Genomic DNA, 24,034 nt, shown 5'->3' on the forward strand with positions numbered 1-24,034 from the left:
CGGGCGCCCCCCTCACTCACTCCAGCGTCGCGCGCGCCGGGAACCGGGTCTCGCCGCGGTCAGCCCGCGCCAGCGCCACGCGCAGGTTCGGCTGCAGCTGGTCCGGCGGCAGCAGGAACGCCACGCCCCCGAACTTGCCATCCTTCGCCAGCGTCGACACCGGAGCATTCGGGTCGCGCATCCGGTCCTTGGTCCGTTCCTTCGCGATCAGCGCCAGCAGGGCCACGGCAAGCAGCGTGAAAAGCGCAAGGAAGGGGACGATTCCTCCATCGAACATCTTTGCCTCCAAGGGATAGGGCACCCCACGGTGCCGTCCCCGGACCAACAAGGCCAAAGCCGACACGGTTCCGTTTTCCTTTGAAATCCCCCGGGCGCTTTGGCACCTTGCCGCCGACCAGCCGAAAGGGCGTCCGACCGATGGCCACCGTCCTCATCCTCATGCCCACCGGGGGCCAGGTCCATACGCCCGCGATGCTCAGCCTCATCGGGCTGACGCAGGCGATGGCGCGGCGCAAGGTCGCCTTCGCGATGAAGACCTGGGAATGGTCCGACCTCGTCATCTCGCGCAACTACCTGTTGTCCTATTTCCTCGCGCAGAAGCAGTTCACCCACGCGCTTCTTCTGGACAGCGACATGAGCTATCCGGCCGACCTGTTCTTCGATCTCCTCGCCTTCGACGCCGACTTCACCTGCGCCCCCTATCCGCAACGCCAGATGCGCTGGCAGGCCTTCCGCAGCCTGATCGAGGCCGAAGCCGCGAAGCCCGAGGCCGAGCGCGCATCCACCGCCGACCTCCTCGCCCGGTCGCTGCGCTACAACGTGGCCGAGGTCTTCGACGCGGGCCAGCCCTGGCCCGTCGAAGAGCGGGGCGGTTTCCGCAAGGTCCCGGGCGTCGGCACCGGCTTCATGCTCCTGCGCCGCGCGGTCCCCGAACGCATGGTGGAAACCGGTGCCGCCCTGCCGGTCCCCGGCTTCAACGGCCCGGGCTACCCCGGCGCCGATTTCCATGACTTCTTCAGCCACCTCCGCGGCCGCGGCGGCGAGATCATGCACGGCGAGGACACCTCCTTCTGCCGCCGCTGGATCGAAGGCTGTGGGGGCGAGATCTGGTGCCACCAGACCGCGAAGATCACCCACCATGGCAGCCTCGCCTACCCGGGCGATTACGGATTGGCCCGAGGCGCGCCGCATCCGGGTTGAAACCGCCTCACCACCCTTTTTCCAATGCGCCAAAGCTCCGGATGTGGCAGCTTTCGATTAGCGGCAACAAGGGAGACCGGATTGGTAAGCCTCATCGCCCGGCTGTCGCCGCTGTCCGCGCCTGTCCTGAAACGATTGATCGGACCCGGACGGGCCGAAACCGATGTCCTGCAACCGGCCGAGACGGTGCCTGTCCAACCCCGGCCCGACTGGACGGTATGCTGGACCGCGTGACCGGGACCGACGAGCATTCGACCATCGCCTACCACATTCAGACCGCGCAAGAGACCGAGGTCACCCATGCGCCGGTCCTGCGCCATTCCTGGCGAAACGCGCTGGTCCGGCGCGCGGGTTATGCGACCTGGCGGTGGCAGGAACGCTATGACAAGGGCCTCGGTGTGGCCGAGGCCACCGGCACCCTTTCCGAAGTCCCCGTGGTCCGCTACTGCCACAGCTATGTTTCCTGGCGCTATTTCGGGCATTGGCTGACCGATTCCATTCCCTCGGCCCTGATCGAACCAGACGCCGGGGCCCTGTGGATGCCGCATGATCCGGCCTGGGGCCACTGTCCCGCCTACCTTTCGGCGCTGTCCCTGCCCGCCCTGCCGGACCGCGCGGTCCTGGCAGAGGAGCTCATCACCTATCAGGACCATTCCCAAGGCAGCCACAAGATCGGCCGCTACCAGATCATCCGCGACGCCCTGCAGGCCCGCTTCGGCGGCCCGGGCGAAACGCTGGTCTACATCCGTCGCGGCAATGTCGGGGCACAGCGCCGGATCGTGAACGAGGATGCTCTGGTGAACACACTCGTGGCGCGGAACTGGCGCATCCTCGATATCGTGGGCACTTCGGTCGAAGAGATCCAGCGCGCCCTTTGTCCGGCCCGCGTGGTGGTCAGCATCGACGGCAGTCATGTGGACCATGCTCATCTGTCGCTGCGCGCGGGCAGTGCCATGGTGATACTGATGCCGGGCGACCGTTTCACCATGCGCCAGGTGGGCCCGTCGCGGGCGCATGGCGTCAAGCCGGGTTTCGTGGTGCTGAACGGCTCGGGCGAGGCCGGCTACACCGCCGATGCGGACGAAATCCTGCGCACCGTGGACCTGGCGCTGGCGATGGCGTGACCACCGCCCGTCAGCCTCCGGCAAAGCCGCCGCGGGCGCTCCAGGTCCAGTGCTCCCCGTCTCCCATCGGATCCTCTTCCAGGACGATCTGTCCCGGCGTGGTGGAAACCGTCAGCTCCACGCAGGTCGTGAGCGGCCCGTCGGTCGCCAGCTCCTCGCCCAGCGTCACCACGTAATAGGCCAGCGGGTCGCCCAGGTTCTCGCAGCTGTGCGTCCCCGGAACCACGGCCACCAGCGCCCGCGTTCCCAGCATCTGCACCGCCTCGTCGTCGGCCAACAGGTCCACGACCTCGATGTCCGCGGCGGAAAGCACCTGGATCCGCTCGAACTGGTTGGGGCCGGCCCACATGATCTCGACCGGATCGATGACCTCGATCTGCACGAGCAGGTCGCCCGCGACGAATTCCTCGTCCCGGACCTCGGCAACTGCAGCCCCGGCAAGAAGGCCGAGCCCGGCCAGAAGGCGCGCCGCCCTCACTCTTCACCCTCCGCCCGCAAGGCCGCCATTGCCTCGGCGGGCCACAGGTTGGTGTCCTGCGGCCAGATGTGCGGCTCGATCTCTCCCTCTACCTGCCAGGCGACGAAGACCCCCTCACTTGCCGGATGCAGGTAGAGGAAGGCCCAATCCGCGTCGCAGGTGAATTTCAGGCAGGCGCGGCCCAGATAACCCTCGGCCGTCAGATCACCGGAGCCAAGGTCCGAAATCCGCTCGGCAAAGGCCGGATAATCCGCGCCAAGGCCCGCCTGCAGCGCCGCCAGAACCGGGGCCAGCTTCATCGCCTCCACCGGATGCGCCTGCGCGAGGCCCGGCACCGCCTCCCAGCCCGCCCCGTCGCTGGCGAACTCCTCGGGCGAGGCTTCGGTCATGCCCGTCACCGGGTTCCAGACCCAGACCTCTCCCGGTTCCGACGGCAGCGGTTCGGTGGAAAACACCAGCGCCTCGGGCTGGACCTGCAGGGTGAACTCGCGGCAGCTGTCCAGGGGGCCATGGAAGGCCGGGGCCGCGCCCTCCTGCAATGCCAGCACGAAGGGCGCCGCGCCGCAGGCGTTCCCGCCTGCCCCGGCCACCCCCGTCACTACCGTCAGCCCGCTGATCGACTGGGTGGCCTCGTCCAGGTAGATTACCCCGTTCTCGTGTAGGACCTCGCCATCCACGACCAGCGCCGCGCTGCCCATTCCGTCATCGGTGACGCTGACCGTATGGCCCGCGACCGACAGGTCCTGCGCCAACGCGGTCGAGCCGCAAAGCAGCGCCGCGACGCCAAGTCCCCTGCAAAACATCCGCATCTTTCACCCAGTGTTGCGATCTTCCGCGCCGACAATGCCGCGACCCCGCGCCCTTCGCCAGAGCGGAAAGCCTGACCTTCCGGCCCTTCAGAGAAGGTTAACACCGCCCTAACGGGAAATTCCAAGCGGTTGATTTCATTGCGTGAACGGGTTTTGTCCACCGTGGACAGGCTTCAGACCGCGGCCTCCACCGCGCCCACGATCTCGTCCACCACGGCGGCGAGCAGGACCTCGTCCTCACACTCCGCCATGACCCGGATCAGGGGCTCGGTCCCAGATTTCCGGATCAGGATGCGTCCCAGCCCTTCGATCCGCGCCTCGGAGGCCCGGATCACCTCCTGGACCGATTCCACCTCCAAGGGCCGCGCCCCGGCGGAGAAACGGACATTCTTCAGCATCTGCGGGACCGTCTCGAAACTGCGGGTCAGTTCCGACGCCGGTCGCCCGGTCCGCACCATCTCGGCCAGGAACTGCAGCCCCGCGACAAGGCCGTCCCCCGTGGTCGCATAGTCGGTCATCACGATATGCCCCGACTGCTCGCCGCCCAGGTTGAAGCCCCCCTCCCGCATCCGTTCCACCACATAACGGTCGCCCACCGCCGTCCGCTCCAGCCGCAGGCCCCGGCCCGCCAGGAACCGCTCCAGCCCCAGGTTCGACATCACGGTGGCCACCAGCGCACCCCCGGCGAGCCGACCCTCCTCGGCCCAGCGCGCCGCGAGCAAGGCCATGATCTGGTCCCCGTCGGCGACCCGCCCCGTCTCGTCCAGGATCATGATCCGGTCGGCATCGCCATCCAGACTGATCCCCACATGCGCGCCGTGGGCCACCACCGCCTCGGCCGCCGTCTCGGTGTGGGTGGACCCGCAGCGGTCGTTGATGTTGGTCCCGTTCGGCGCGACCCCCACCGGGATCACCTCGGCCCCCAGCTCCCACAGCACCTCGGGTGCCGCGCGGTAGGCCGCCCCGTTGGCGCAGTCGATCACCACCTTCAGCCCGTCCAGCCGCAACCCGTGCGGAAAGCTGGTCTTGACGAACTCCTGATACCGTCCCCGTCCGTCCTCGATCCGCTTGGCGCGGCCGATGTTCTCGGGCTTCGCCGGCTGGATCTCGCCCTCGACCATCGCCTCGATCTCGGCCTCGGCGGCGTCCGACAGCTTGAATCCGTCCGGTCCGAAGAACTTGATCCCGTTGTCCTGGTGCGGGTTGTGGCTGGCCGAGATCATCACCCCCACGTCCGCCCGCATCGACCGCGTCAGATAGCCCACCGCCGGCGTCGGCACCGGACCCAGAAGCAGGACGTTCATCCCGGTGGAGCAGAACCCCGCCGTGAGCGCATTCTCCAGCATGTAGCCCGAAAGCCGCGTGTCCTTCCCGATCACCACGCGGTGCGCCGCCGAGCCATCCCGCCGGAAGTACCGCCCCGCCGCCGCGCCGAGTTTCAGTGCCAGCTCCGCCGTCATCGGCCAGCTGTTCGCCCGGCCGCGCACGCCATCGGTGCCAAAAAGCTTTCGGGTCATGTCTCGGTCTCCAAATGATCGGTGTTCAATGCCTGCCACAGCCGCAGGGCCTGCCGCGTCTCGGCGACGTCGTGGACCCGGACGATCTGCACCCCCTGCGCCACCCCGGCCAAAGCCGTCGCGATGGAGCCCGGCGCGCGGTCCTGAGGCTCCGCCGCCCGGCCGATGCTGCCGATGAAGCGCTTGCGCGATGTGCCCAGCAGGATCGGGCAACCAAGGCCGTGGAACACCGACAGGCCCCGGATCAGCGCAAGGTTGTGGGCCTGCGTCTTGCCGAACCCGATGCCGGGGTCGAGCACGATGCGCGCGCGGTCGATCCCCAGCGCCTCAGCCCTTGCCAATCGCGCGGCCAAGGCGTCGTAGACGTCCAGAAGCACATCCGCATAAAGCGGGTTGTCCTGCATCGTTGCAGGCACGCCCTGGGCATGCATCAGCACGACGGGAGCGGCGGTCTTCGCCACCAGCGGCCCCAGCGTCGGGTCGAAGTCGAAGGCCGAGACGTCGTTGACGATGGTGGCCCCTGCCCCCAAGGCCGCCTCGGCCACCGGGGCCTTCCGCGTGTCGATGGACAGGGGCGCGGTCAGCCCGCCCTCGCGTAGCGCCCGGATCACCGGGACCGTGCGGGCGATCTCCTCTTCGACCGGCACTTCCGCCGCGCCCGGCCGGGTGCTTTCCCCGCCGATGTCGATGATCTCGGCCCCCTCGGCCATCGCGCGCGCCTGGGTCACAGCGGCCTCGGCCCCCAGGAACCGGCCCCCGTCCGAAAAGCTGTCAGGTGTCACGTTCAGGATGCCCATCAGCCGCGGGCGATCCATAGTCAGCCCGGCGAAGGGCGCGCGAGAGGCGGTCAGGCGGTGCAGGACCGGCGCGGGGACGTCCTGGGCCGGGATGATCCGGGGCGCGGCGGCGCGGGACAGGACCTCCACCCGGTCGAACCAGCACCAGCCGCCAGCCAAGGTCAGCGCGCCCGCAGGCCGTGCCGGATCGGTCATCGCGATGGGACGAAAGTATTCCATGCCCCCGGAGTGGCCGAGGATCGTCCGCTTTTCAAGGGGGAAGGATCAGGCGCGCCGCACGGGAACGCGGCTTCCTGCCGGGACTGCAACCTCGCCGTGAACAACCAGCGCCGAGGCCGACATTGTTTCCGCAAGCCACAGGGCAAGGCTCACCGGCTCGGTCCCCTTCGGGCCGTCGACCGCGTCGAGCACCAGCTTCGACGGCGCCCAGACCACCGACTGCCCCCGCTTGATCGCCCAGTCGATCTCGGTCCGCGTCGCCACCACCACGCAGCGGGCGTCTCGGGCCGCGAGGGTCCAGGCGTTCTGCTCCATCGCCAGCAGGTCCACCCGGCGCTGGGTGGGCTTGTGGCCCGTCACCGGGCGCGGCAGGTCCGGCAGGCCCACGGCCAGGATCAGCGGCATCCCCTCGGCCAGAAGCGCGTCCAGCCGCGCCGAAAGGTCGGGCGCGTGGATGGTCGCGTTGTCCAGGAACACGACCAGCGGATGCACCGCTTCCATCCCCTCGTCGCCCGCCTTCTGCACCGGGCGTTCGGCGCGGGAGCGGACGATCTCCACCCCCAGGGCATAGGGGCCGATGTCCAGCTTCTCGATTCTGACGAAGACCCGCATCGCCGCAGGTTCGGCCAGGATGCGCTCGGCCACCCGTTCGGCCAGGGTTTCCAAGAGGTTCAGGCGTTCGGCCGAAAGCTCGGCGTCGATCGCCTCGGTGATCCGGTCGTAAGAGAGGATGCGGTCGACATCATCCTCCAGGGGTTCGGTGACGGGGCGCACCTCGACCACCACGTTGAAGCGCAGCCGCTGCTTGTGGCCGCGTTCCTTCTGGAAGGCGCCGATGTCGGCTTCGACCACATGGTCGCGCAAGGAGATCCGGTCGCGCGGGGCCGCACCGGCGGACGCCTCGGCCCGATCCTCGGGATGGGCGAAGGCAAGCTCGATGTCGGACATGGTCATGGGCGCCTCCGCTATTCGGCCCCTCATAGCACGCAGGGCGGTCAGGCCAAGCGGGAAGGCGTCACGGAACGCGCAATAGACGACATCAGCTTCGGTTGCCCTGCCGGTAGAAGAGATGCGCGCCGATCGCCGTCGTCCGCGCAAAGCGCTTCGACCAGCTGGGCTTGACGCCGCGGGTGTGGAAGTGGGTCGCGCCGTCGGTCAGGACCCGGGGCGCGCCGTCCAGCATCGCGCGGGCGATCCGTCCGGCCAGATCGGCGGCCTCGCGGTCGCGCATCCGGTCGGTCCGGCCATCGCATACGTAGGAGAACTGGCAGCCGCCGCCCCCGCGCTGCTTGACGACGGCGCAGACGCTGTGGGGGTAAAGCGGATTGTCGACGCGGTTCAGGATCACCTCGGCCACGGCAATCTGCCCTTCCAGGCTTTCGCCGCGGGACTCGAAATAGATCGCCTCGGTCAGGCATTCCCACTGCGCGTCGCCCTCAGGCTTTGGCTGGGACATCAGCCAGTCGGCGGTCAGGCCCTCTGTCATTGCCGTCGCCGGCTGCGGCTTCGAACGGTTGGCCTGGGACAGAAGCTCGAAGTCGGTGCTTCGGGATGCGGCCTGGACGCCGAACATGCTGGCGGGCCAACTGACTTCGGCACCGGCGGATGTAGTCGCCAGAGCCACCGCCAGGGCGAGGGTCGCGAGGTCACGTTTCATCTGCTCATTTCCGTCTTTGTGGCTGGCAGGAGTGCCCCCCGCCTTCGCAAGCAGCCGGCGACCTAGGGACTATGTTCCAGGGGGTCCACCGCTGTTGCCTAAAAGCCACGGAAATTCATGCTGCATAAGCGAAATACCGCCGAAAAACGGCGCGATTTCCTTAAGAAATCCTTACAAGCATATGAATTTAAACGACGTTCTTCCTATCGTTGAGCGCCAGGTGCGCCGCCGCGAGGCGCGCCATCGGCACCCGGTAGGGCGAGCAGGACACGTAATCGAAGCCCGCCTGGCGGCAGAAGGCGATGGATTCCGGGTTCCCACCATGCTCCCCGCAGATGGAAAGAGTCAGGTCTTTCCGCGTCTTGCGGCCCCGCTCTGCCCCGATGTGCAGAAGCTCTCCCACCCCGTCCACGTCCAGGATGTGGAACGGGTCCTCAGGGAAGACGCCCTGCCGGACATAGGTGTTCATGAACCGACCGGCGTCGTCGCGACTCAACCCGTAGGTCATTTGCGTCAGGTCGTTGGTCCCGAAGGACAGGAAGGCCGCGTGCTGGGCGATCTCTCCGGCGCGAAGTGCAGCGCGGGGGGTTTCGACCATGACGCCCAGCTTGTAGTCGAAGCCCGCTCCCGCCTTGGTGCGGACGGCGGCGGCCACCGCGTCGATGCGGGTCTTGACCAGTTCCACTTCGCGCCGGGCGCTGACGAGGGGGATCATGATCTCGGGCACCACGGGCGCGCCACGGCGGGCGGATTCCAGCGTCGCCTCGAAGATGGCCTGCGCCTGCATGTCGTAGATTTCCGGCAGGACCACGCCCAGCCGGACCCCGCGCATCCCCAGCATCGGGTTCACCTCGGTCAAGGCTTCCGCCCGGCGGGTCACTTCCGAGAGCGGCCGGTCCAGTGCCTCGGCGAGGCCACGCAGACCCTCGCGGTCCTGGGGCAGGAATTCATGAAGCGGCGGGTCGAAAAGGCGGATGCAGACCGGCAGGCCCTGCATGATCTCGAACAGCTGCACGAAGTCCGCCCGCTGCATCGGCAGAAGCCGCGCAAGGGCCGCCGCGCGGTCGCCCGGCGTGTCGGCGAAGATCATCTCGCGCATGACGACGAGGCGGTCTTCCTCGAAGAACATGTGTTCGGTCCGGCAGAGGCCGATGCCCTGCGCCTCGAACTTGCGGGCGGTCTCGGCGTCGGCCGGCGTGTCGGCATTGGCCCGGATGCCGATGTCGCGCACCTCGTCCGCCCAGGCGAGAAGCCTGCGGAAACTGTCGTCCAGCGCCGGGGGCAGCATCTCGGCGGCGCCCGCCAGCGCCTCGCCCTTGGACCCGTCCAGCGTCACCAGGTCGCCCTCGCGGAAGACGCGCCCGTCCGCCGTGGTCAGCTTCTTGTCCCGCGTGTCGAGACGCACTTCCGAGGCCCCCACGACACAAGGCAGGCCCAGCCCCCGGGCGATCACCGCCGCGTGGCTGGTCATGCCCCCGCGTTCGGTCAGCACCGCCGCCGCCGAATGCATCCCCCGGATATCCTCGGGCGAGGTCTCGCGCCGCACCAAGATGCAGGGCTCCCCCCGCGCCGCCGCCGCCTGCGCCGCGCTGGAGGAAAACACCAGGATCCCCGTCGCCGCCCCGGGCGAGGCCGCGATGCCCCGGGCGATCACGTCGCGTTCGCCGCGCGGGTCGACCTGGTGGTGCAGAAGTTCCGACAGCGCGCGCGGTTCGACCCGCAGCACCGCCTCTTCTTTGGGGATGACCCCATCCTCGGCCAAAGCCACCGCGATCCGCAGCCCGGCGCGCGCCGACCGCTGCACCTTGACCGCGTCCAGCACGGCCAGGCGGCCGTCCTCGATGGTGAACTCGACCTGCATCTCTTCGCGCAGGCGCTGGCGGCAGGTCGCGCCATATTCCACCAGCGTCGCGAAGATCCCCGGCGCCACGTCCTCCAGCGACGGGCCGCGGGGGTCGCGTGTGAGGTACAGCGCCTCGGTCGTCTTCAGCGCGTCGCGACCCTGGCTTTGCCCCAGGTAGCGCCCGGTGATCTGCGGCTGCCCGGTGACCGGATCGACGAACTGGATCACGCCCGAACCACTGATCCCCTGCCCGATCCCCTGCGCCATCTCCTGCACGACAAGGCCGAGGGCGGCCTCCTCGGGTGCGCCCTTAGCCTGGCGGAGGAGGCGGGCCGAGGTCCCCTCCCAGGCCCGGGCCATCGACCGCAGCACTTCCGAAAGCTGCCGCGCGGGGTCCTGCGGGAAGGGCTCGTCCGTCTCGACCTCGTATTCGCGGAGCGCATCCTTCAAGGCCCCCGGCCCCGGCTTCAGCCCGTCGAAGACCTCGGGGTCCAGCCGCGCCACATGGATCGCATAGGCCTGCACGAAACGCAGATAGAGTGCATCCGCCGCCGCCTCGCCATGCGTCTCGGCCAGACGCGCATGGCGCTTGGCGTTCAGTCCGATGTTCAGGATCGTCGCCGGCCCGCCCCAGTCGGGGTTTGCCGGGCTGGGACGTACGCTGATTAGCGGGCCGTCGCCGAAATGGTCAAGGATTCCAATGCTGTCCACCCCATGCCCCGCAGCGATGGCCCGCACGGTGGTCGAAGGGAGCGCTACCGACTTCGGAACCGGCAGGTCCAGCCGCACCAGCCGCTGCAGGCACTTCGCCCGCCAGCCATGCGAAGCCGCCGCGATCTGCGCCGAGGGCGTGATCTGCGCGAACTCCGCGATGGGGTCATGTTTCTGCACTGCAGCACCTGTTGTTCAGGTGCAGAATACGCTGAAACCCCTGTCAATCAAGGGTGACATGTCAGTTCGGTGACGAATCTTTGGGCGGTTTGCGAAAGCCAAGCTGCGCACCGCGGCTCCCCTCCCCCTTCGTGGGGAGGGGATGGGGGTGGGGGGCCGTTACCCCTCGATGCGTGTCAGGTCGGCGACACCCGAACAGACCGCCCGGATGCGGTGGAGGAGGTTCAGCCGGTTCCGCCGCACGATCTGGTTGTCGCTGTTCACCTGCACGGCGGTAAAGAAGGCGTCGATGGGGCCACGAAGCGCCGCCATCGCGGCCATCGCGGTCCCGAAATCCTCCTGCGCCATCGCTGGCGTGATCGTCGCCTCGGCCTTGTCCAAAGCCGCAAAGAGCGCCCGCTCCTCCTCTGTCTCGGCGAACTTCAACTCCGCCCCGAAGGAGTATTCGACGCCATCCTTCGCCTCGGCCTGGCTGAGGATGTTGTTCGCCCGCTTGAACCCTTGCAGCAGGTTCGCCCCGTCCTCGGTCTTGAGCGTTTCGGACAGTGCCGTAGCCCGCTTGACGAGCAGCGTCAGGTCGTCATTCCCCGGCATCGCGAGGCAGGCGTCGATGACATCGTGCCGGACGCCCTGGTCCTTGAGATAGACCTTGAGACGGTCGTGGAAGAAGGAGAGGAGGTCGTTAACGTCCGCCCACGACGGGCCGGACTTCGTCTCTTGGATGCCAATCTGATCGCGTGCCTTTCCGACCGGACCTTTGGCGTCAGTCATGCTCATGCGGACGTCCCGCGACAACACCAACCGGATCACCCCCAGCGCCGCGCGCCGCAGAGCGAACGGGTCCTTCGACCCCGTCGGCTTCTCGTCAATCGCCCAGAACCCGGTCAGAGTGTCGATCTTGTCGGCCAGCGCAACGGCCACCGACACCGGCTCGGTCGGGACGGAGTCGCTCTCCCCCTTCGGCCGCCAGTGGTCCCGCGCGGCGTCGGCGACGGCAGGCTTCTCCCCGGCCTCCAGCGCATAGTAGCGGCCCATCACGCCCTGCAGCTCGGGGAACTCGCCCACCATCGACGACCGCAGGTCCAGCTTCGCCAGACGCGCGGCGCGCTCCGCCTCTCCGGCATCCGCGCCCACCAGCGGCGCGATCTCCCGCGCCAAGGCCGCGATCCGCTCGATCCGCTCGGCCTGGGAGCCGAGCTTGTTGTGGAAGGTGACCGCATTCAGCCCCTCCACCCATTCGCCCATCCCGGACTTCGCGACCCGCAAGTCATTCTCCCAGAAGAACTTCGCGTCCGACAGGCGGGCGGCCAGCACCTTCTGGTTCCCCTTCAGGATCACCTCGCCACCATCCGCGGCCTCGATGTTGGCCACGGTCACGAAGCCCTCGATCCGCCCCGTCTTCGGGTTCTTCACGGAAAAGAACTTCTGGTGCTCCTTCATCGAGGTCTGCAGCACCTCGGGCGGCAGGCCAAGGAACTGGTCCGCAATCCGCCCCATCAGCGGCACCGGCCATTCCACCAGCCCCGCGACCTCGGTCAGCAACCCGGGGTCCGCCACGACCTCCATCCCCGAGGCAAAGGCCAGGTTCTGCGCTCCCTGCCAGATCGCCGCCTCACGTTCCGCCGTATCCAGCACCACCTTCGCGCGCTTCAGCTTTACGGCATAGTCGTCGAATCCCGTCACCACGAAGCGCCCATTGCCCATGAAGCGGTGGCCCTCGGTCGTGTTGCCAGCCTTGATCCCGTCGACCTCCAGCGGCACGACATGCGCCCCCGTCTCATCCGACAAAAGACAGATGATCGACTGCAACGGCCGCACCCAGCGTAAGGACCCCGAGCCCCAGCGCATCGACTTCGGCCAGGGGAAATTGCGGATCACGCCTTCCAGCACCTCGGCCACGATCTCGGCCGCCTGACGGCCCGGCTTTTCGACGACGGCATAGAAGGTCTCGCCCTTCTTGTCCGCCCGGCGTTCCAGCTGGTCGAGCGTCAGCCCGGTCGACCGCAGGAACCCCTCCACCGCCTGCGCCGGAGCCGACACCGAAGGCCCCTTCCGCTCTTCCCGCACCGCGCGGCTCTCGGCCGTCAGCCCCTCGACCGACAGCACCAGCCGCCGCGGCGTCGAGAACGCGCCGGCCGAGGCATAGGTCAGCCCCGCCTCGACCAGCCCGTCGGTCACCAGCTTCCGCAGGTCGTCGCGGGCCTTGCCCTGCATCCGGGCCGGGATTTCCTCGGAGAAGAGTTCGATCAAAAGGTCGGGCATATCGGGGTCCTAGATCCAGTCGAGGTTCACGCGGGCGGGCGGATAGGCGGCGGCGATGGCATCGCGAAGCGCGGCGAAGCGGGGGCGCAGGTCCTTGAACTTGCGCTCATGCGTCTCGGCGACGGTCAGCTGGATGGCGTCGAAAAGGCGCGCGTCCAGCATGGAGGACAGCAGGTCCAGCTCGGCCCCCTCGATGTCCATCTTGACGAAGGCGATGCGGCCATGCGCATCCAGAAGTCCGCGCAGGAAGGCCGGGAAATCGATCATCGGGACGTCGATCCCCTGCCCTTCGGCGATGTTGTGGCCCCCCGCGACGACGGTGCTTTTCACCGAGGCGAGGTCCGGGTCGTCGTCCCAGTTCGCCGCCCGCATCAGCCGCACGGTCCCGGCTTCGACCCCGACGGCAGCGGCATGCAGCGTCACGTTCGCACGGCTGGCAAAGCGGTCCTGCAGCTGCAGGACGTTGTAGGGGTCGGGCTCGAAGGCATGGACCGTCGCGCCCGATCCCGCCAGGGCCTCGGTCACGTCACCCCGGTTCGCGCCGCAGTCCACCACCACGTCCCCGGGCCGCAGCATCGCGACGACACCGGCCAGAAGCCCTTCGGCCCGCGCATGGCGCAGGTCGCGCTTGTGACGGCGCTTGAGCTTCTTGAGGGCGTCCTCGGCCTCGGCCATCGTCACTCCGCGAGCTTGCCGTTCAGCTGGTGCCAGGCGAAGGCGCGCCCGTCGGGGAAGACGGCGACGACGCGGTCGACGCCGGGATGGATATCGGGTTCCGAGAGGAAGGCCAGCGCCTCGCCGCTTTCCAGCGCGCGTCCGATCTCGGCCGCATCGAAGCAGTCGAAGCCGCGGGGCGCGATCAGGGGTTCGGCCGTCGGGTATTCGCGATAGGTCTCGGTCAGCATGGCAAGCGACAAGGGCGTGCGGAAACAGGCGCGGAACTTGATGGGAGAACTGTCGGCGTCGATCCCTTCGACGGCCTCGACCACGATGGCCTCGGGCTGGTCCGAGGTGAGCGGCACCAGCCGGATTTCCTGGCCGGGCTGGAAGGCGACGGGTTCATAGAAGGCGCGCTCGGCAGTGTACCAGAGGAACCCGCCCGCGATGGCGGCGACGATCAAGATGGCACCCACGATAATCTTGCCCGCATTCAAGTGAAGTCTCCTAAGGCCAGAACGTATCCACGGGGAAAGGCAGCTCTCCCCTCCGGTCCTTGCATCGCAAGCTGTACAGGAATTCGGTCTTGCCGGGGACCGAGCGCTCATGGGTTTCGACGAACATCGACTGGACCGGGAACCGTTCGCCTTCCTCCAGGACCTCCTCGAGAATGTCGAACTCGGCCCCCTCGATGTCCATCTTCACGATGGCAACGGGCTGACCGAACCCCGTCACCACGTCGGCGAAGGCAACCGTGCGCACGCGAATGCCGTCTGCCTGGTAAAGCGCCGGATCCTGAACCACGATGCTGGAGCCCTGGCTGAACTTATCCGGGGCCTCATCGAAATTGAGCTGACGCCTCAGCGTCGCGAAACCGGCGGTTCGGGCGACGGCGGCGTTGTGAAGATGGACGTTGGGGCGGTCGGCGAACCTTTTCTGCAGGGCCGCAAAGCAGTGGGGATCGGGCTCGTAGGCGTGGACCGTGGCCCCCGTGCGGGCGATCTTTTCGGTGAACTCGCCCATGTTTGCGCCCAGGTCCAGGCAGATGTCCGAACTGGTCAGCTTCGAGAGCCGCTGATCGAACTCGTCCAGGCTCAGCTGCTTGCGCCGCCGCCGAAGCTTGCGGTTCGCGCTTGCGCCGATGCGTCCGCTGGACCGGGACAGCCAGAACAGCAACCGCTGAAACGCCGTGAAGTCCCGATTGCTCACTGATCCGCCCCTGCTTCAGTCAGCCGGAACGCGTCCGCGCATTTCTTGGCCAAGGCCCGGACCCGGCCGATGTAGGCCTGGCGTTCGGTCACGCTGATGACCCCGCGCGCGTCCAGAAGGTTGAAAAGATGGCTCGCCTTGATCGTCTGGTCATAGGCGGGGTGCGCCATGATGATCCGCTTGCCGGACTTCGGGTCCTGAGGCTCGAAGGCGAGAAGCCGCTCGCATTCGGCCTCGGCGTCCTTGAAGTGCTGGAACAGCATCTCGGTCGAAGCCCCGTCGAAGTTGTGGCGGGAGTATTCCTCTTCCGTCTGGCGGAAGATGTCGCCGTAGGTCAGCGGGATCGGCGACTGCGGGTCATTGAAGGGCATCTCCATCACGTGGTCGATGCCCATCACGTACATCGCCAGCCGCTCCAACCCATAGGTCAGCTCGCCCGAGACCGGCTTGCAGTCATGCCCGCCCACCTGCTGGAAATAGGTGAACTGGCTGACCTCCATCCCGTCGCACCAGACCTCCCAGCCCAGGCCCCAGGCGCCCAGCGTCGGGCTTTCCCAGTCGTCCTCGACGAAGCGGATGTCGTGGACGCCGAGGTCGATCCCGATGGCCGCGAGCGAACCGAGGTAAAGCTCCTGCAGGTTCGAAGGCGAGGGTTTGATGATGACCTGGTACTGGTAATAGTGCTGAAGCCGGTTCGGGTTCTCGCCATAGCGGCCGTCCGTCGGGCGGCGCGAGGGTTGGACATAGGCTGCGGCCCAGGGTTTCGTGCCCAGGGACCGCAGCGTCGTCGCCGGGTGGAAGGTGCCTGCGCCCACTTCCATGTCATAGGGCTGCAACACCGCACAGCCCTGCGCGGCCCAGTAGTTCTGCAGCCGCAGGATGATTTCCTGGAAGCTTTTCGGCGTCGTCGGGGCATCGGACATGAGAGCGGCCTCTGGCAGGGGCATCGGGCGGGAGAAACTGCCGCCTTCCCTATCCACTGGCCGCCAAAGGGTCAATTCCGGAAAGGACCGGCGCAAACGTGACCGGTTTCACCCTTGCCGCGGCGCGCGCGCTGACTAAAGGTGCGAAAAATGCCGCTGCCGTCAGGACGCCCGATGTTCAAACCTGTTGCCCTGCTTGCCCTGTTCGTTTCCGTGCTTCTTCTCGTGCAGCCCCCTGCCGCCCGCGCCCAGGAGGGCGAGGTCTACATCCAGGTCGAGGCCCTGCCCGACCGTGCGACCGCCGTGACCCGCGCACAGGCCTACACCGCGCTCTTTGCGGAAACGAACGGCTTCGGACTGCGCTCCGGCTGGTTCGGGATCCTGCTTGGGCCCTACACGCCCGGACAGGCGGCCGAGCTTCTGGCCAGCCTCAAGGGCGAACGGCTGATCCCCTCGGACAGCTTCATCGCCTATCCCCGCGACATGGGCGACAGGTTCTGGCCGGCCGAGGGTGCTCCCGCTGCCGCGGCGGCAGACCCCGCTGCCGCCGATCCGGCCGCCGAGGCGACCGTTGCCGAGACCGCTCCCGAGCCCGAAGCCGCCCAGGCCCCCGACGAAGACCGCCAGCAGGCCCGCGACAGCGAGGCGCTTCTGACGCCCGAGGAACGCCGCGACCTCCAGACCGCGCTGCAATGGTTCGGCTACTACCCCGCCGCCATCGACGGTGCCTTCGGTCCCGGCACCCGCAACTCGATGTCCGCCTGGCAAGAGGCCCGCGGCTATGAGGCGACCGGCATCCTCACGACCCGCCAGCGCCGCGAGCTTCTGGAGGCCTGGAAGGGCGAACTGGCCGCCTTCGGCTTCCAGGAGGTGATCGAGGCTGAATCCGGGATCACCGTCACCCTGCCCCTCGCGCTGGTCGAGTTCGACCATTACGAGCCGCCCTTCGTCCATTACCGCCCCAAGACCGAGGGCGCGCCGAAGATCGTGCTGATCTCGCAGCCCGGCGACCAGGCGGCGCTTTTCGGCCTTTACGACGTGCTGCAGACGCTGGACTCCGTGCCCTTGGACGGCGCGCGCGACCGCGACGACCGCAGCTTCCGGATCCGCGGCACTTCGGCCAAGGCGGACACCACCGTCTATGCGGAACGGAACGGCGACCGGATCAAGGGCTGGATGCTGATCTCCACCCCCGGGAACGAGGCCCGCGACGCCCGCATCCTTCGGGTCCTGCAGGACAGCTTTTCGCCCGACGGCGACAGCGTGCTGGACCCCGGCATGGTCGCAATGGAGGCGGGCACCAAGGCCGGGCTCCTGGCCGGGCTCGAAGTCCGCAAGCCCCGCTTCAGCCGCACCGGCTTCTTCGTGACGACGGACGGCGCTGTGGCGACCACCGCGGAAGCCGTGGAACAGTGCGGCCGCATCACCATCGACCGGACCACGGATGCCGAGGTGGCGCTTTCCGACGCCGCCACCGGCCTTGCGATTCTGAAACCCAAGGCCCCGCTTGCCCCCCGCAACGTGGCCGCCTTCTCCAACGCCTCGACCCGTCCCGGCAGCGAGGTCACCGTCCCCGGCTATTCCTACGAGGACCGTCTGCCCGCCCCCGTCCTGACCTTCGGCACCTTCGAGGATGCTCAGGGCCTGAACGGCGAGCCGGGCCTTGCGCGCCTTGCGCTGCAATCTCTGCCCGGCGATGCGGGCGGCGCGGTCCTGGACGGCAGCGGATCGGTCGTGGGGATGCTCCTGCCCGCCGCAAGCGATGGCGGCAAGCAGCTTCCCGCAGGGGTCGCCTTCGCGCTTTCGGGGGCCGAGATCACCCGGCTTCTTGCCGCGAACGGGCTGACCCCGCAGACCCCCGCCGCGCCCACCCCGCTCGCCCCCGGCGCGCTGGCCGAGGCCGCCACGGGGATGACCGCGCTCGTCTCCTGCTGGGACTAGCGGCGCCAGAAGCTGGGAAGGACAAGGACCAGGATCGCCAGAAGCCCAAGACGCCCCAGGATCATGCAGAGCGACATGATCGCGATGGCGCCGGGCGGGAAGTCGATGAAGGTGCCCGTCCGCTCGACCAGCGGGCCGAAGCCGTACCCGACGTTGCCGATGGCCGTCCAGACCGCGAAAAGCGCCGAGACGCTGTCCACCCCCAGCAGGTTCATCGCCACGCTCATCGTTCCGATGATGAGGATGAAACTCGACACGAACAGGATCAGCGCGTTCAGCACATCGTCCTCGACCGCGCGCCCGTCATAGCGGATCGGATCGACCGTCGAGGGGTTGCCGATGCGCCGCACCTCGCGCTTAAGCACGGCCACCAGAAGCTGGGTGCGGAAGATCGAGAAGCCCGCCGCAGAGGACCCCGAACAGCCGCCGACCACGCCCACGACGAAGGCCACCACCAGCATGAAGCCACCCCAGGTCGGGAAGCTGCCCGAGAAGAACCCCGTCGATGACATGATCGAGGTAAGGTTGAACAGGGCCTCGCGGAACACGGGCTCCACCGGGTCGCCAGTGGTCCAGACGCGCCAGACCGTGACCGAAAGGACTGCATAGGCCAGCCAGCGCAAATAGGCCCGGACCTGCGCGTCCTGCCACAAGGGTCCCGCGTTGCCGTTCACAAGCTGCACGTAGCGGATGTAGGGCAGGCTTCCCAGGATCATGAACAGGGCCCCGAAATACTCGCCCGCTCCGGCGTACTTGTTGAAGGACACGTCCGCCGGGAAGAACCCGCCGGTGGCGATGGTGGAAAAGCCGCCGACGACGGCGTCCAGCGTCTCCATCCCGATGGCGGAATAGGTGGCGATGCAGGCCAGGGTCAGTGCCGAGTAAACGAAGAGAAGCTGCCGCGCGATGTCGGTCGCCCGTGGCAGGGCCTTGCCGAAGGTGTCGAACCCCTCGGTCCGGAAGAACTGCATCCCGCCGATCCGCATCAGCGGCAGGAAGATCATCGCGATGAAGGCGATCCCCAGGCCGCCGAGCCAGTTCAGCATCCCCCGCCAGAGGTTCATCCCCGCCGGCAGCTCGTCCAGGCCATAGATCACCGTGGCCCCCGTAGTGGTGATCCCCGAGACGGCCTCGAAATAGGCGTTGTTCAGCGACAGGCCCGGCGCACCGATCCAGAAGGGCAAGGCGCCGAAGAAGGGCACCAGGATCCAGATCCCCGCGGTCAGAAGATAGGCCTGCCGGGTGTCAAGCGCCTGCCCCAGCGCGTTTCCGGTGGACAGCGTCAGCGCCGCGCCGGTCACCCCCGTCAGCGCCGCGCAGGCGAGGAAGTCATAGCCGTTCTCCAGCCCGGCGCGCCAGTCGATGATGGCCGGGGCCAGCATCAGGATCGCAAGCACGATCAGGATGCGGCCGATGACGTAGGCGACGGGGCGGAAGTCAACCATGGTCGGGCATGGCTACGCGGCCCCGCGCCGTCGGTCAACCTCAGCGCGCGTGGATCAGCGTCCGGAAGAGATGCGGGTCCAGGCTTTCGGCCGCGAAGGTCTCGCCCTCGGTCAGAAGACTGACGGCGTCGTGGCTGTGGAGCGATTCCTGGTGGCTTGCCACCACCCGGAAGTCACCGATCCGCGCGTCCTGGCGCAGCGCCTCGCAGAAGAGCCGCGCCGCATCCTCGACGAAGATCGGGTTTGCCGCGTTCAACTCGGCAAAGGCCTGCTCGTCCTCGCGCTTGACCATCACCTGGGTCTCGGTGACGACCGCGCCCCGCGCCAGGTCCACCAGGTCCTCCAGCGCCATCTCGCCGGTCAGTTCCACCGACAGCCGCGCCACCGAGCGCTGCGAATGCGGCGTCGCCAGCTGGCCGCGCACCATGCGGGCGTGCTCCGACAGCTCCAGGCTGCAGGGGCAGGTCGAGCTGTAGACATAGTCCAGGTGCGCGATCCGCTTGCGAACGCCCGCCTGCTCCACCAGCTCCAGCGCGATGTCGTAGTACTGCCAGCCCGTCAGGTCCGACCGCAGGCTGACCATCTGCATCGGGAACGACAGCCGCATCTGGATGCGCGCGTCGAACGACCCGAGGTCGGCCTTGTAGTCGTCCAGCGCCGCCTCGATCACGCCGAAGGAGAACTCTTTCTCGGCATGGGCATAGAAGGACCGCATGATGCGGCTCATGTTGATGCCCTTCTTCTCGGCCTCGAGGCTCACCGTCCCGGTGACCGAGGTCTCCAGCACGATGGGCGCACCGTCGCGCGTCGCAAAGCGCACCGGCAGGCGGAAGTTGGAAATGCCCACGTGCTGGATGCGCGACTTCGCGCCCCGGATCAGGCTGGACGGCCCGTTCTGCAGGTCGGGCATCGACGCCTTGTAGCCCGCATCCGGGCGGAACGCCTCGGGGTAGACCCGGCTCAGCGCGGGATAGCCCTGGCCGGGCAGCAGCCAACCCACGGCGGAATCGAGCTTCGCGATATCCTCGTCCGAGGACTTGCCTGCCCACTGGCGCAGCACCGCAAGCGCTGCCTCGGCCTCTTCGCGCGTGGGAAGACGGTCGATCTCGGGGGTATGGATGTTCATTTGGGCAGGTCCTTTCGGTTCGGGCGCGGCCGTCGGGCAGGCGCCGTCAATTTCCGGAGAGTCTTACGTGGCAGTCCCGCCGCCGGATCACCCTGGTCCGGGACAGGTGACCAAGAGATAGGGATTCCGCGCCGTGACGCAAGACAAATCCGGACGCAATCAGGCCGTTTCCGACCAACGCGGCACGATCCTTTGCTGCAGCGCCCAGTCATGCAGCGTGCCGGCGACGGGATCCGGCCCACCTCCGCCCGTCCGCAATCCCGTCGCCCCTCCGCCCGCCTGCGCCGGATCGCCGCCGGAAAACCCCTCGGGAAGGCCGATCCCGTGGGGAAACCCAAGCGTCAGCAGTGTCTTTTCCAGATGCGGCGGCGTCTCGGACAAGGTGAGCGTCACCTCCCGCGCCCCGCTGATCTGCGCCGCCGTGATCCGGGTGGTAACCCCGCGCGGAGGATTCCAGGCGAAGCCGAAATGTTCCAGCGGCCGAACGCCAACCTCGACCGGCCCCTCGCCCTGGACCGAATGCTCAAGATCGCCGATGCCGCCCGCAAACCGCACCCGAACCTCGGCGCCCCGCACCTCGGCCTCGACCATCCGCAGCGGCTCCCACGCCTCCCCCAGCAGCGCCCGCCGGATCGCCCGGCCGTGCAGCACCCCCAGCCGCACCGCGCCGCGCGGCTTCAGATGCACCCCGTCCCAGCGTTCCAGCATGTATTCCGGCCCGGCCATCACCACCTGCCCCGGCCGCGTCGCAGCGACCTCGGCCTGGGCCAGCGCCGCGCCCCGCCGCCCGGCCCGGTAGAAGGCCGTAGTCTGGCTGAGGCAGAAGAGAAGGCTGCCCTTTCCCCCCGTCACCGCCGCCAGCGCCGCCTCGATCCCGTCGATCAGCGCGCCGAGCCGGTCGACATAAAGGCTGTGCGGCGTCCGCGCATCCGCCTGCCCCTGCACCCAGGAGACGACCAGCCGTTCGAACCGAAGCCCCCGCGCGGCGGCCAGCGCGACACCGTGCGCAAGGCAGCGCTCCAGGTTCCGGAAAGCCGCCCCGCCGGGCAGGAAGGCCGCGATCTCGGTGTTGCGCCGGGCAAGGTTCACCGTCAGCAGCCGGTCCTCCGCGCCCAAGGCCCCCAGGATCTCGGCCGAGGCTGCCGTCAGGGGACCCGACCTCCCGTCTCTCAGATGCGGAGCGGTCTCTCCCAGCGCGTCCCCGGGCAGGTCCTGCGTCGGATCATCGGCCACCCGCGGCGTGCCAGAGGCCGACAGGACCCAGGCCCGGACCGGATCGACCGGCCCCGGCGCCTGGCCCAGAGGCCGCTGCCGGGGCGTCAGGGCCAGGAGCGACTGGCCCAGGCCCAGATAAAGCACCAACTCTCCGGCTTCGGCGGCCAAGTCAGGCGACGGCCAGGGCCTGCGTCAGATCGGCGATCAGATCGCCCGCATCCTCCAGCCCCAGGGACAGCCGGATCAGGCCGGGAGTGATCCCCAGCGCGTCCTTCTGGTCCTGTGGCAGCCGCTGGTGCGTGGTCGTGGCAGGGTGCGTCGCAATGGTCTTGGCGTCGCCGAGGTTGTTGGAAATCTTGGCGATCTCCAGCGCGTTCATGAAGCGGAAGGCCGCCTCCTTGCCGCCCGCGATCTCGAAGGTCACCAAGGTGCCCCCCGACCCCATCTGCTCCATCGCCAGTGCGTGCTGCGGGTGGCTTTCGAGCCCCGGATAGATCACCTTGGTGATCTTGCCATGCGCCGCCAGCGCCTTGGCCACGGTCAGCGCCGTGTCCGCCATCGCCCGGCAGCGCAGGTCCAGCGTCGCCATGCCGTTCAGGTGCATCCAGGCCGTGAACGGGCTCATTGAGCCGCCGGTGTGCTTCATGTAGGGCTCAAGCACCTTGCGGATGAATTCCTTCGTCCCACAGACGACACCGCCGAGCGCGCGGCCCTGCCCGTCGATGTGCTTCGTGGTGGAATAGACCACGACATCCGCCCCCTGCTCCACCGCGCGGGAAAAGATCGGCGTCGCAAAGACGTTGTCGCAGATCACCAGCGCCCCCGCCGCATGGGCGATCTCACTCACGCCGCGGATATCCACCAGCTCAAGCGTCGGGTTCGACATGGACTCGAAGAAGACAGCCTTCGTCCCCGGCGTGACGGCCTTGCGCCACTGGTCCAGGTCCGCGCCGTCGACGAAGGTCACCTTGACGCCAAAGCGCTGCAGCACCTCCTCCAGCACGTAAAGACAGGACCCGAACAGCGCCCGGGCTGAGACCACATGATCCCCCGCCCGCAGCATCGACATCAGCGCGCCAGACACCGCCGCCATGCCGCTGGCGGTGGCGAATGCGTCCTCCGTCCCCTCCAGCGCGGCAATCCGCTCCTCGAACATCCGGGTCGTCGGGTTGCCGTAGCGGGCATAGATGAACTCGTCCTCGCCCGCCTTGACGAAGCGCGCCTCGGCCGCCTCGGCGGTTGGATAGACGAACCCTTGCGTCAGGAAGATCGCCTCGGCCATCTCGCCATACTGGCTGCGGCGGCTGCCTTCGTGCACCAGGCTCGTGCGGGTCTTCCAGTCCTTCGTCATCGCGCGGGCCTCCCGGCCAATAAAAAGCCCCGGACAACCGAAAGGTGCCGGGGCAACGCCCTTCACCTCTTTAGCGGCTTGTTTAACGTGGCCCGCAATCCGGAGGACAAATCGCCACGGCCGCTTCAATACGCCTGCGCCCCGGCCCGGTCAACCCGCCCGCCGCACTTGATTTCCTTGGCCCCCTGGGGGACGCTTGCCCATCCGTCCCTTGCCCCAAGGCCCCCATGCACCGCCTTCTCTTCGTGCTCGCGACCCTCGCCCCCGCCGCGCCCGCCTGGGCGCAGTCCTGCCTGGACCGGAACTCCGACCCCGAGGCGCAGGTCACCCTCTGCGACCAGGCCTTCCAGGCCGCCGCCACGCCCGAGGACGCATCCCTTGCGCTGGCCTACAAGGGCGAGGCGCAGCGGATGCTCGGCCAGTACGACGAGGCGGCGGCGACCCTGCAGCAGGCGCTTGGCTACACCCCTGCCAATGCCTGGGTCTGGGTCGAGCTTGGCAATGTCCGCTACGACCAGGGCGACACGGCGGGCGCGCTTGCCCATTACTCCGCCGCCCTTGCGACCGAGGACTACATCTCGGCCTGGGCCAACCGGGCCGAGACATGGTGGCAGTTCCGCGAAGGCCAGCGCTGTTCGGACGACGCCGACAACGCGCTTCGGCTTGACCCGCAATATGCCTATGCCAACGAGATCAAGGGCCGCTGCCTGATCGACCTGGACCGCGCGGACGAGGCGCTTGCCTATTTCGACACGGCGATCGCACTGGCGCCGGGGTATCAGAACGCCTACCGCAACAAGCTCGCCGCCCTGTCGGCGCTAGGGCGACACGAAGAGGTCGTGGCCGTGGCGGACGAGGCGCTTCGACCCGGGGTCGTCACCGACCCGAACCCCGCCATCGAAGAGGACATCCTGGCCCGCCGCCTGCTGGCCTTGGGCGAATATGCCCCGCCCGCCACCGTCGCGGCCGAGGCCGAGGCGCTGCTCAAACGCTATCCCCAGAACCTGGCCGCGGTGAACGTGCAAGGCGCCGCGCTTCTGGCCGATGGCAAGGTTGATGAGGCGGACAAGGTCACGCAGGTCCTGCGCCTGAACCCGGGCGGCGCGCGGATGGAGGGCGTCTATCACGATACGCTCGCCCGGATCGACGCCACGCTCGGCCGGATGGAGGAGGCGTTTGCCAACTACAAGGCCGCGATGGACCTCGACCCGGCCTTGTCCAGGACCTATGCCCGCAAGCTGTCGGAACTGGGGTTCCTGCCCCTGTCGAACGCACCTTCGGGCGTCCTGACGGCGCTTCGTCGCTGCATCGACGTCAAGAAAACCGCCTGCGTCATGGCCAAATGAAAAGGGCGCCTCCGGGGCGCCCCT

At 68.1% G+C, this 24,034-nt stretch carries 22 protein-coding genes and 1 riboswitch; of the genes, 5 read left to right on the top strand and 17 right to left on the bottom strand.

Annotated features, from left to right (window positions below):
* Positions 1-16: 16 nt before the first annotated feature.
* Positions 17-277 carry a hypothetical protein gene (locus ACE3Q6_RS06935; RefSeq protein ID WP_374430068.1) on the bottom strand — a complete coding sequence of 87 codons (261 nt, stop codon included), beginning with the start codon at positions 275-277 and terminating at the stop codon, positions 17-19.
* A gap of 140 nt (positions 278-417) precedes the next feature.
* Between ACE3Q6_RS06935 and ACE3Q6_RS06940 the strand changes: the two genes are divergently transcribed.
* From ACE3Q6_RS06940 to ACE3Q6_RS06950, 3 genes are all read left to right on the top strand, one after another.
* Positions 418-1,200, top strand: coding sequence for a hypothetical protein (locus tag ACE3Q6_RS06940; protein WP_374430071.1), 783 nt, complete (start codon positions 418-420; stop codon positions 1,198-1,200).
* A gap of 81 nt (positions 1,201-1,281) precedes the next feature.
* On the top strand, positions 1,282-1,434 hold the full coding sequence (locus ACE3Q6_RS06945) for a hypothetical protein (RefSeq protein ID WP_374430073.1): 153 nt from the start codon (positions 1,282-1,284) through the stop codon (positions 1,432-1,434).
* Positions 1,419-2,324 carry a glycosyltransferase 61 family protein gene (locus ACE3Q6_RS06950; RefSeq protein ID WP_374430076.1) on the top strand — a complete coding sequence of 302 codons (906 nt, stop codon included), beginning with the start codon at positions 1,419-1,421 and terminating at the stop codon, positions 2,322-2,324. The genes ACE3Q6_RS06945 and ACE3Q6_RS06950 overlap by 16 nt, the downstream gene beginning before the upstream one ends.
* Positions 2,325-2,334: 10 nt before the next feature.
* Here ACE3Q6_RS06950 and ACE3Q6_RS06955 read toward each other — a convergent pair whose 3' ends face one another.
* The 12 genes from ACE3Q6_RS06955 to ACE3Q6_RS07010 form a co-directional block, all read right to left on the bottom strand.
* Complete coding sequence (locus ACE3Q6_RS06955) at positions 2,335-2,802, bottom strand: hypothetical protein (RefSeq protein WP_374430078.1); 468 nt, start codon at positions 2,800-2,802, stop codon at positions 2,335-2,337.
* Entirely contained in the window at positions 2,799-3,611 is an 813-nt protein-coding gene (locus ACE3Q6_RS06960) for a hypothetical protein (RefSeq protein ID WP_374430080.1), read from the bottom strand. Before ACE3Q6_RS06960 ends, ACE3Q6_RS06955 begins: the two co-directional genes overlap by 4 nt.
* Positions 3,612-3,784: 173 nt before the next feature.
* Complete coding sequence (gene glmM, locus ACE3Q6_RS06965; protein ID WP_374430082.1) at positions 3,785-5,128, bottom strand: phosphoglucosamine mutase; 1,344 nt, start codon at positions 5,126-5,128, stop codon at positions 3,785-3,787.
* Complete coding sequence (gene folP, locus ACE3Q6_RS06970) at positions 5,125-6,144, bottom strand: dihydropteroate synthase (RefSeq protein WP_374430084.1); 1,020 nt, start codon at positions 6,142-6,144, stop codon at positions 5,125-5,127. Before folP ends, glmM begins: the two co-directional genes overlap by 4 nt.
* A 45-nt stretch (positions 6,145-6,189) precedes the next feature.
* Positions 6,190-7,098 carry a dihydroneopterin aldolase gene (locus ACE3Q6_RS06975; protein ID WP_374430088.1) on the bottom strand — a complete coding sequence of 303 codons (909 nt, stop codon included), beginning with the start codon at positions 7,096-7,098 and terminating at the stop codon, positions 6,190-6,192.
* A gap of 85 nt (positions 7,099-7,183) precedes the next feature.
* Entirely contained in the window at positions 7,184-7,801 is a 618-nt protein-coding gene (locus ACE3Q6_RS06980) for a cell wall hydrolase (RefSeq protein WP_374430090.1), read from the bottom strand.
* Positions 7,802-7,988: 187 nt separating this feature from the next.
* The gene (locus ACE3Q6_RS06985) at positions 7,989-10,535 is read right to left on the bottom strand and encodes a putative PEP-binding protein (RefSeq protein ID WP_374430092.1); all 2,547 of its coding nucleotides are present in this window, start codon (positions 10,533-10,535) and stop codon (positions 7,989-7,991) included.
* A gap of 159 nt (positions 10,536-10,694) precedes the next feature.
* On the bottom strand, positions 10,695-12,797 hold the full coding sequence (glyS, locus tag ACE3Q6_RS06990; RefSeq protein WP_374430094.1) for a glycine--tRNA ligase subunit beta: 2,103 nt from the start codon (positions 12,795-12,797) through the stop codon (positions 10,695-10,697).
* A gap of 9 nt (positions 12,798-12,806) precedes the next feature.
* A complete protein-coding gene (locus ACE3Q6_RS06995) occupies positions 12,807-13,472 on the bottom strand; it encodes an FkbM family methyltransferase (RefSeq protein WP_374430097.1) in 666 nt (221 codons plus the stop codon).
* A 2-nt stretch (positions 13,473-13,474) separates the two neighbouring features.
* Positions 13,475-13,930 (bottom strand): DUF6446 family protein, encoded by a 456-nt coding sequence (locus ACE3Q6_RS07000; protein WP_374430099.1) that lies wholly within the window; start codon positions 13,928-13,930, stop codon positions 13,475-13,477.
* 31 nt (positions 13,931-13,961) lie between these two features.
* The gene (locus ACE3Q6_RS07005; RefSeq protein ID WP_374430101.1) at positions 13,962-14,663 is read right to left on the bottom strand and encodes an FkbM family methyltransferase; all 702 of its coding nucleotides are present in this window, start codon (positions 14,661-14,663) and stop codon (positions 13,962-13,964) included.
* Positions 14,660-15,586 carry a glycine--tRNA ligase subunit alpha gene (locus ACE3Q6_RS07010; RefSeq protein ID WP_374430103.1) on the bottom strand — a complete coding sequence of 309 codons (927 nt, stop codon included), beginning with the start codon at positions 15,584-15,586 and terminating at the stop codon, positions 14,660-14,662. Before ACE3Q6_RS07010 ends, ACE3Q6_RS07005 begins: the two co-directional genes overlap by 4 nt.
* 174 nt (positions 15,587-15,760) lie before the next feature.
* Between ACE3Q6_RS07010 and ACE3Q6_RS07015 the strand changes: the two genes are divergently transcribed.
* Positions 15,761-17,527, top strand: coding sequence for a serine protease (locus ACE3Q6_RS07015; protein ID WP_374430104.1), 1,767 nt, complete (start codon positions 15,761-15,763; stop codon positions 17,525-17,527).
* On the opposite strand, the gene ACE3Q6_RS07020 is transcribed toward ACE3Q6_RS07015, so the two are convergent.
* The 4 genes from ACE3Q6_RS07020 to metZ form a co-directional block, all read right to left on the bottom strand.
* Positions 17,524-18,972 carry a TrkH family potassium uptake protein gene (locus tag ACE3Q6_RS07020; protein WP_374430106.1) on the bottom strand — a complete coding sequence of 483 codons (1,449 nt, stop codon included), beginning with the start codon at positions 18,970-18,972 and terminating at the stop codon, positions 17,524-17,526. The genes ACE3Q6_RS07015 and ACE3Q6_RS07020 overlap by 4 nt on opposite strands.
* A gap of 40 nt (positions 18,973-19,012) precedes the next feature.
* On the bottom strand, positions 19,013-20,098 hold the full coding sequence (gene folE2, locus ACE3Q6_RS07025; RefSeq protein ID WP_374430108.1) for a GTP cyclohydrolase FolE2: 1,086 nt from the start codon (positions 20,096-20,098) through the stop codon (positions 19,013-19,015).
* A gap of 159 nt (positions 20,099-20,257) precedes the next feature.
* Positions 20,258-21,481 (bottom strand): hypothetical protein, encoded by a 1,224-nt coding sequence (locus ACE3Q6_RS07030; RefSeq protein ID WP_374430110.1) that lies wholly within the window; start codon positions 21,479-21,481, stop codon positions 20,258-20,260.
* Position 21,482: 1 nt separating this feature from the next.
* Complete coding sequence (gene metZ / locus ACE3Q6_RS07035; protein ID WP_374430111.1) at positions 21,483-22,664, bottom strand: O-succinylhomoserine sulfhydrylase; 1,182 nt, start codon at positions 22,662-22,664, stop codon at positions 21,483-21,485.
* Positions 22,665-22,713: 49 nt separating this feature from the next.
* Positions 22,714-22,792: riboswitch (SAM riboswitch) on the bottom strand.
* 99 nt (positions 22,793-22,891) lie between these two features.
* On the opposite strand from metZ, the gene ACE3Q6_RS07040 reads away from it, so the two are divergent.
* Entirely contained in the window at positions 22,892-24,010 is a 1,119-nt protein-coding gene (locus tag ACE3Q6_RS07040; RefSeq protein ID WP_374430113.1) for a tetratricopeptide repeat protein, read from the top strand.
* Positions 24,011-24,034: the final 24 nt, after the last annotated feature.

This window comes from Tabrizicola sp. (assembly GCF_041913445.1).
GTDB lineage: Bacteria > Pseudomonadota > Alphaproteobacteria > Rhodobacterales > Rhodobacteraceae > Tabrizicola.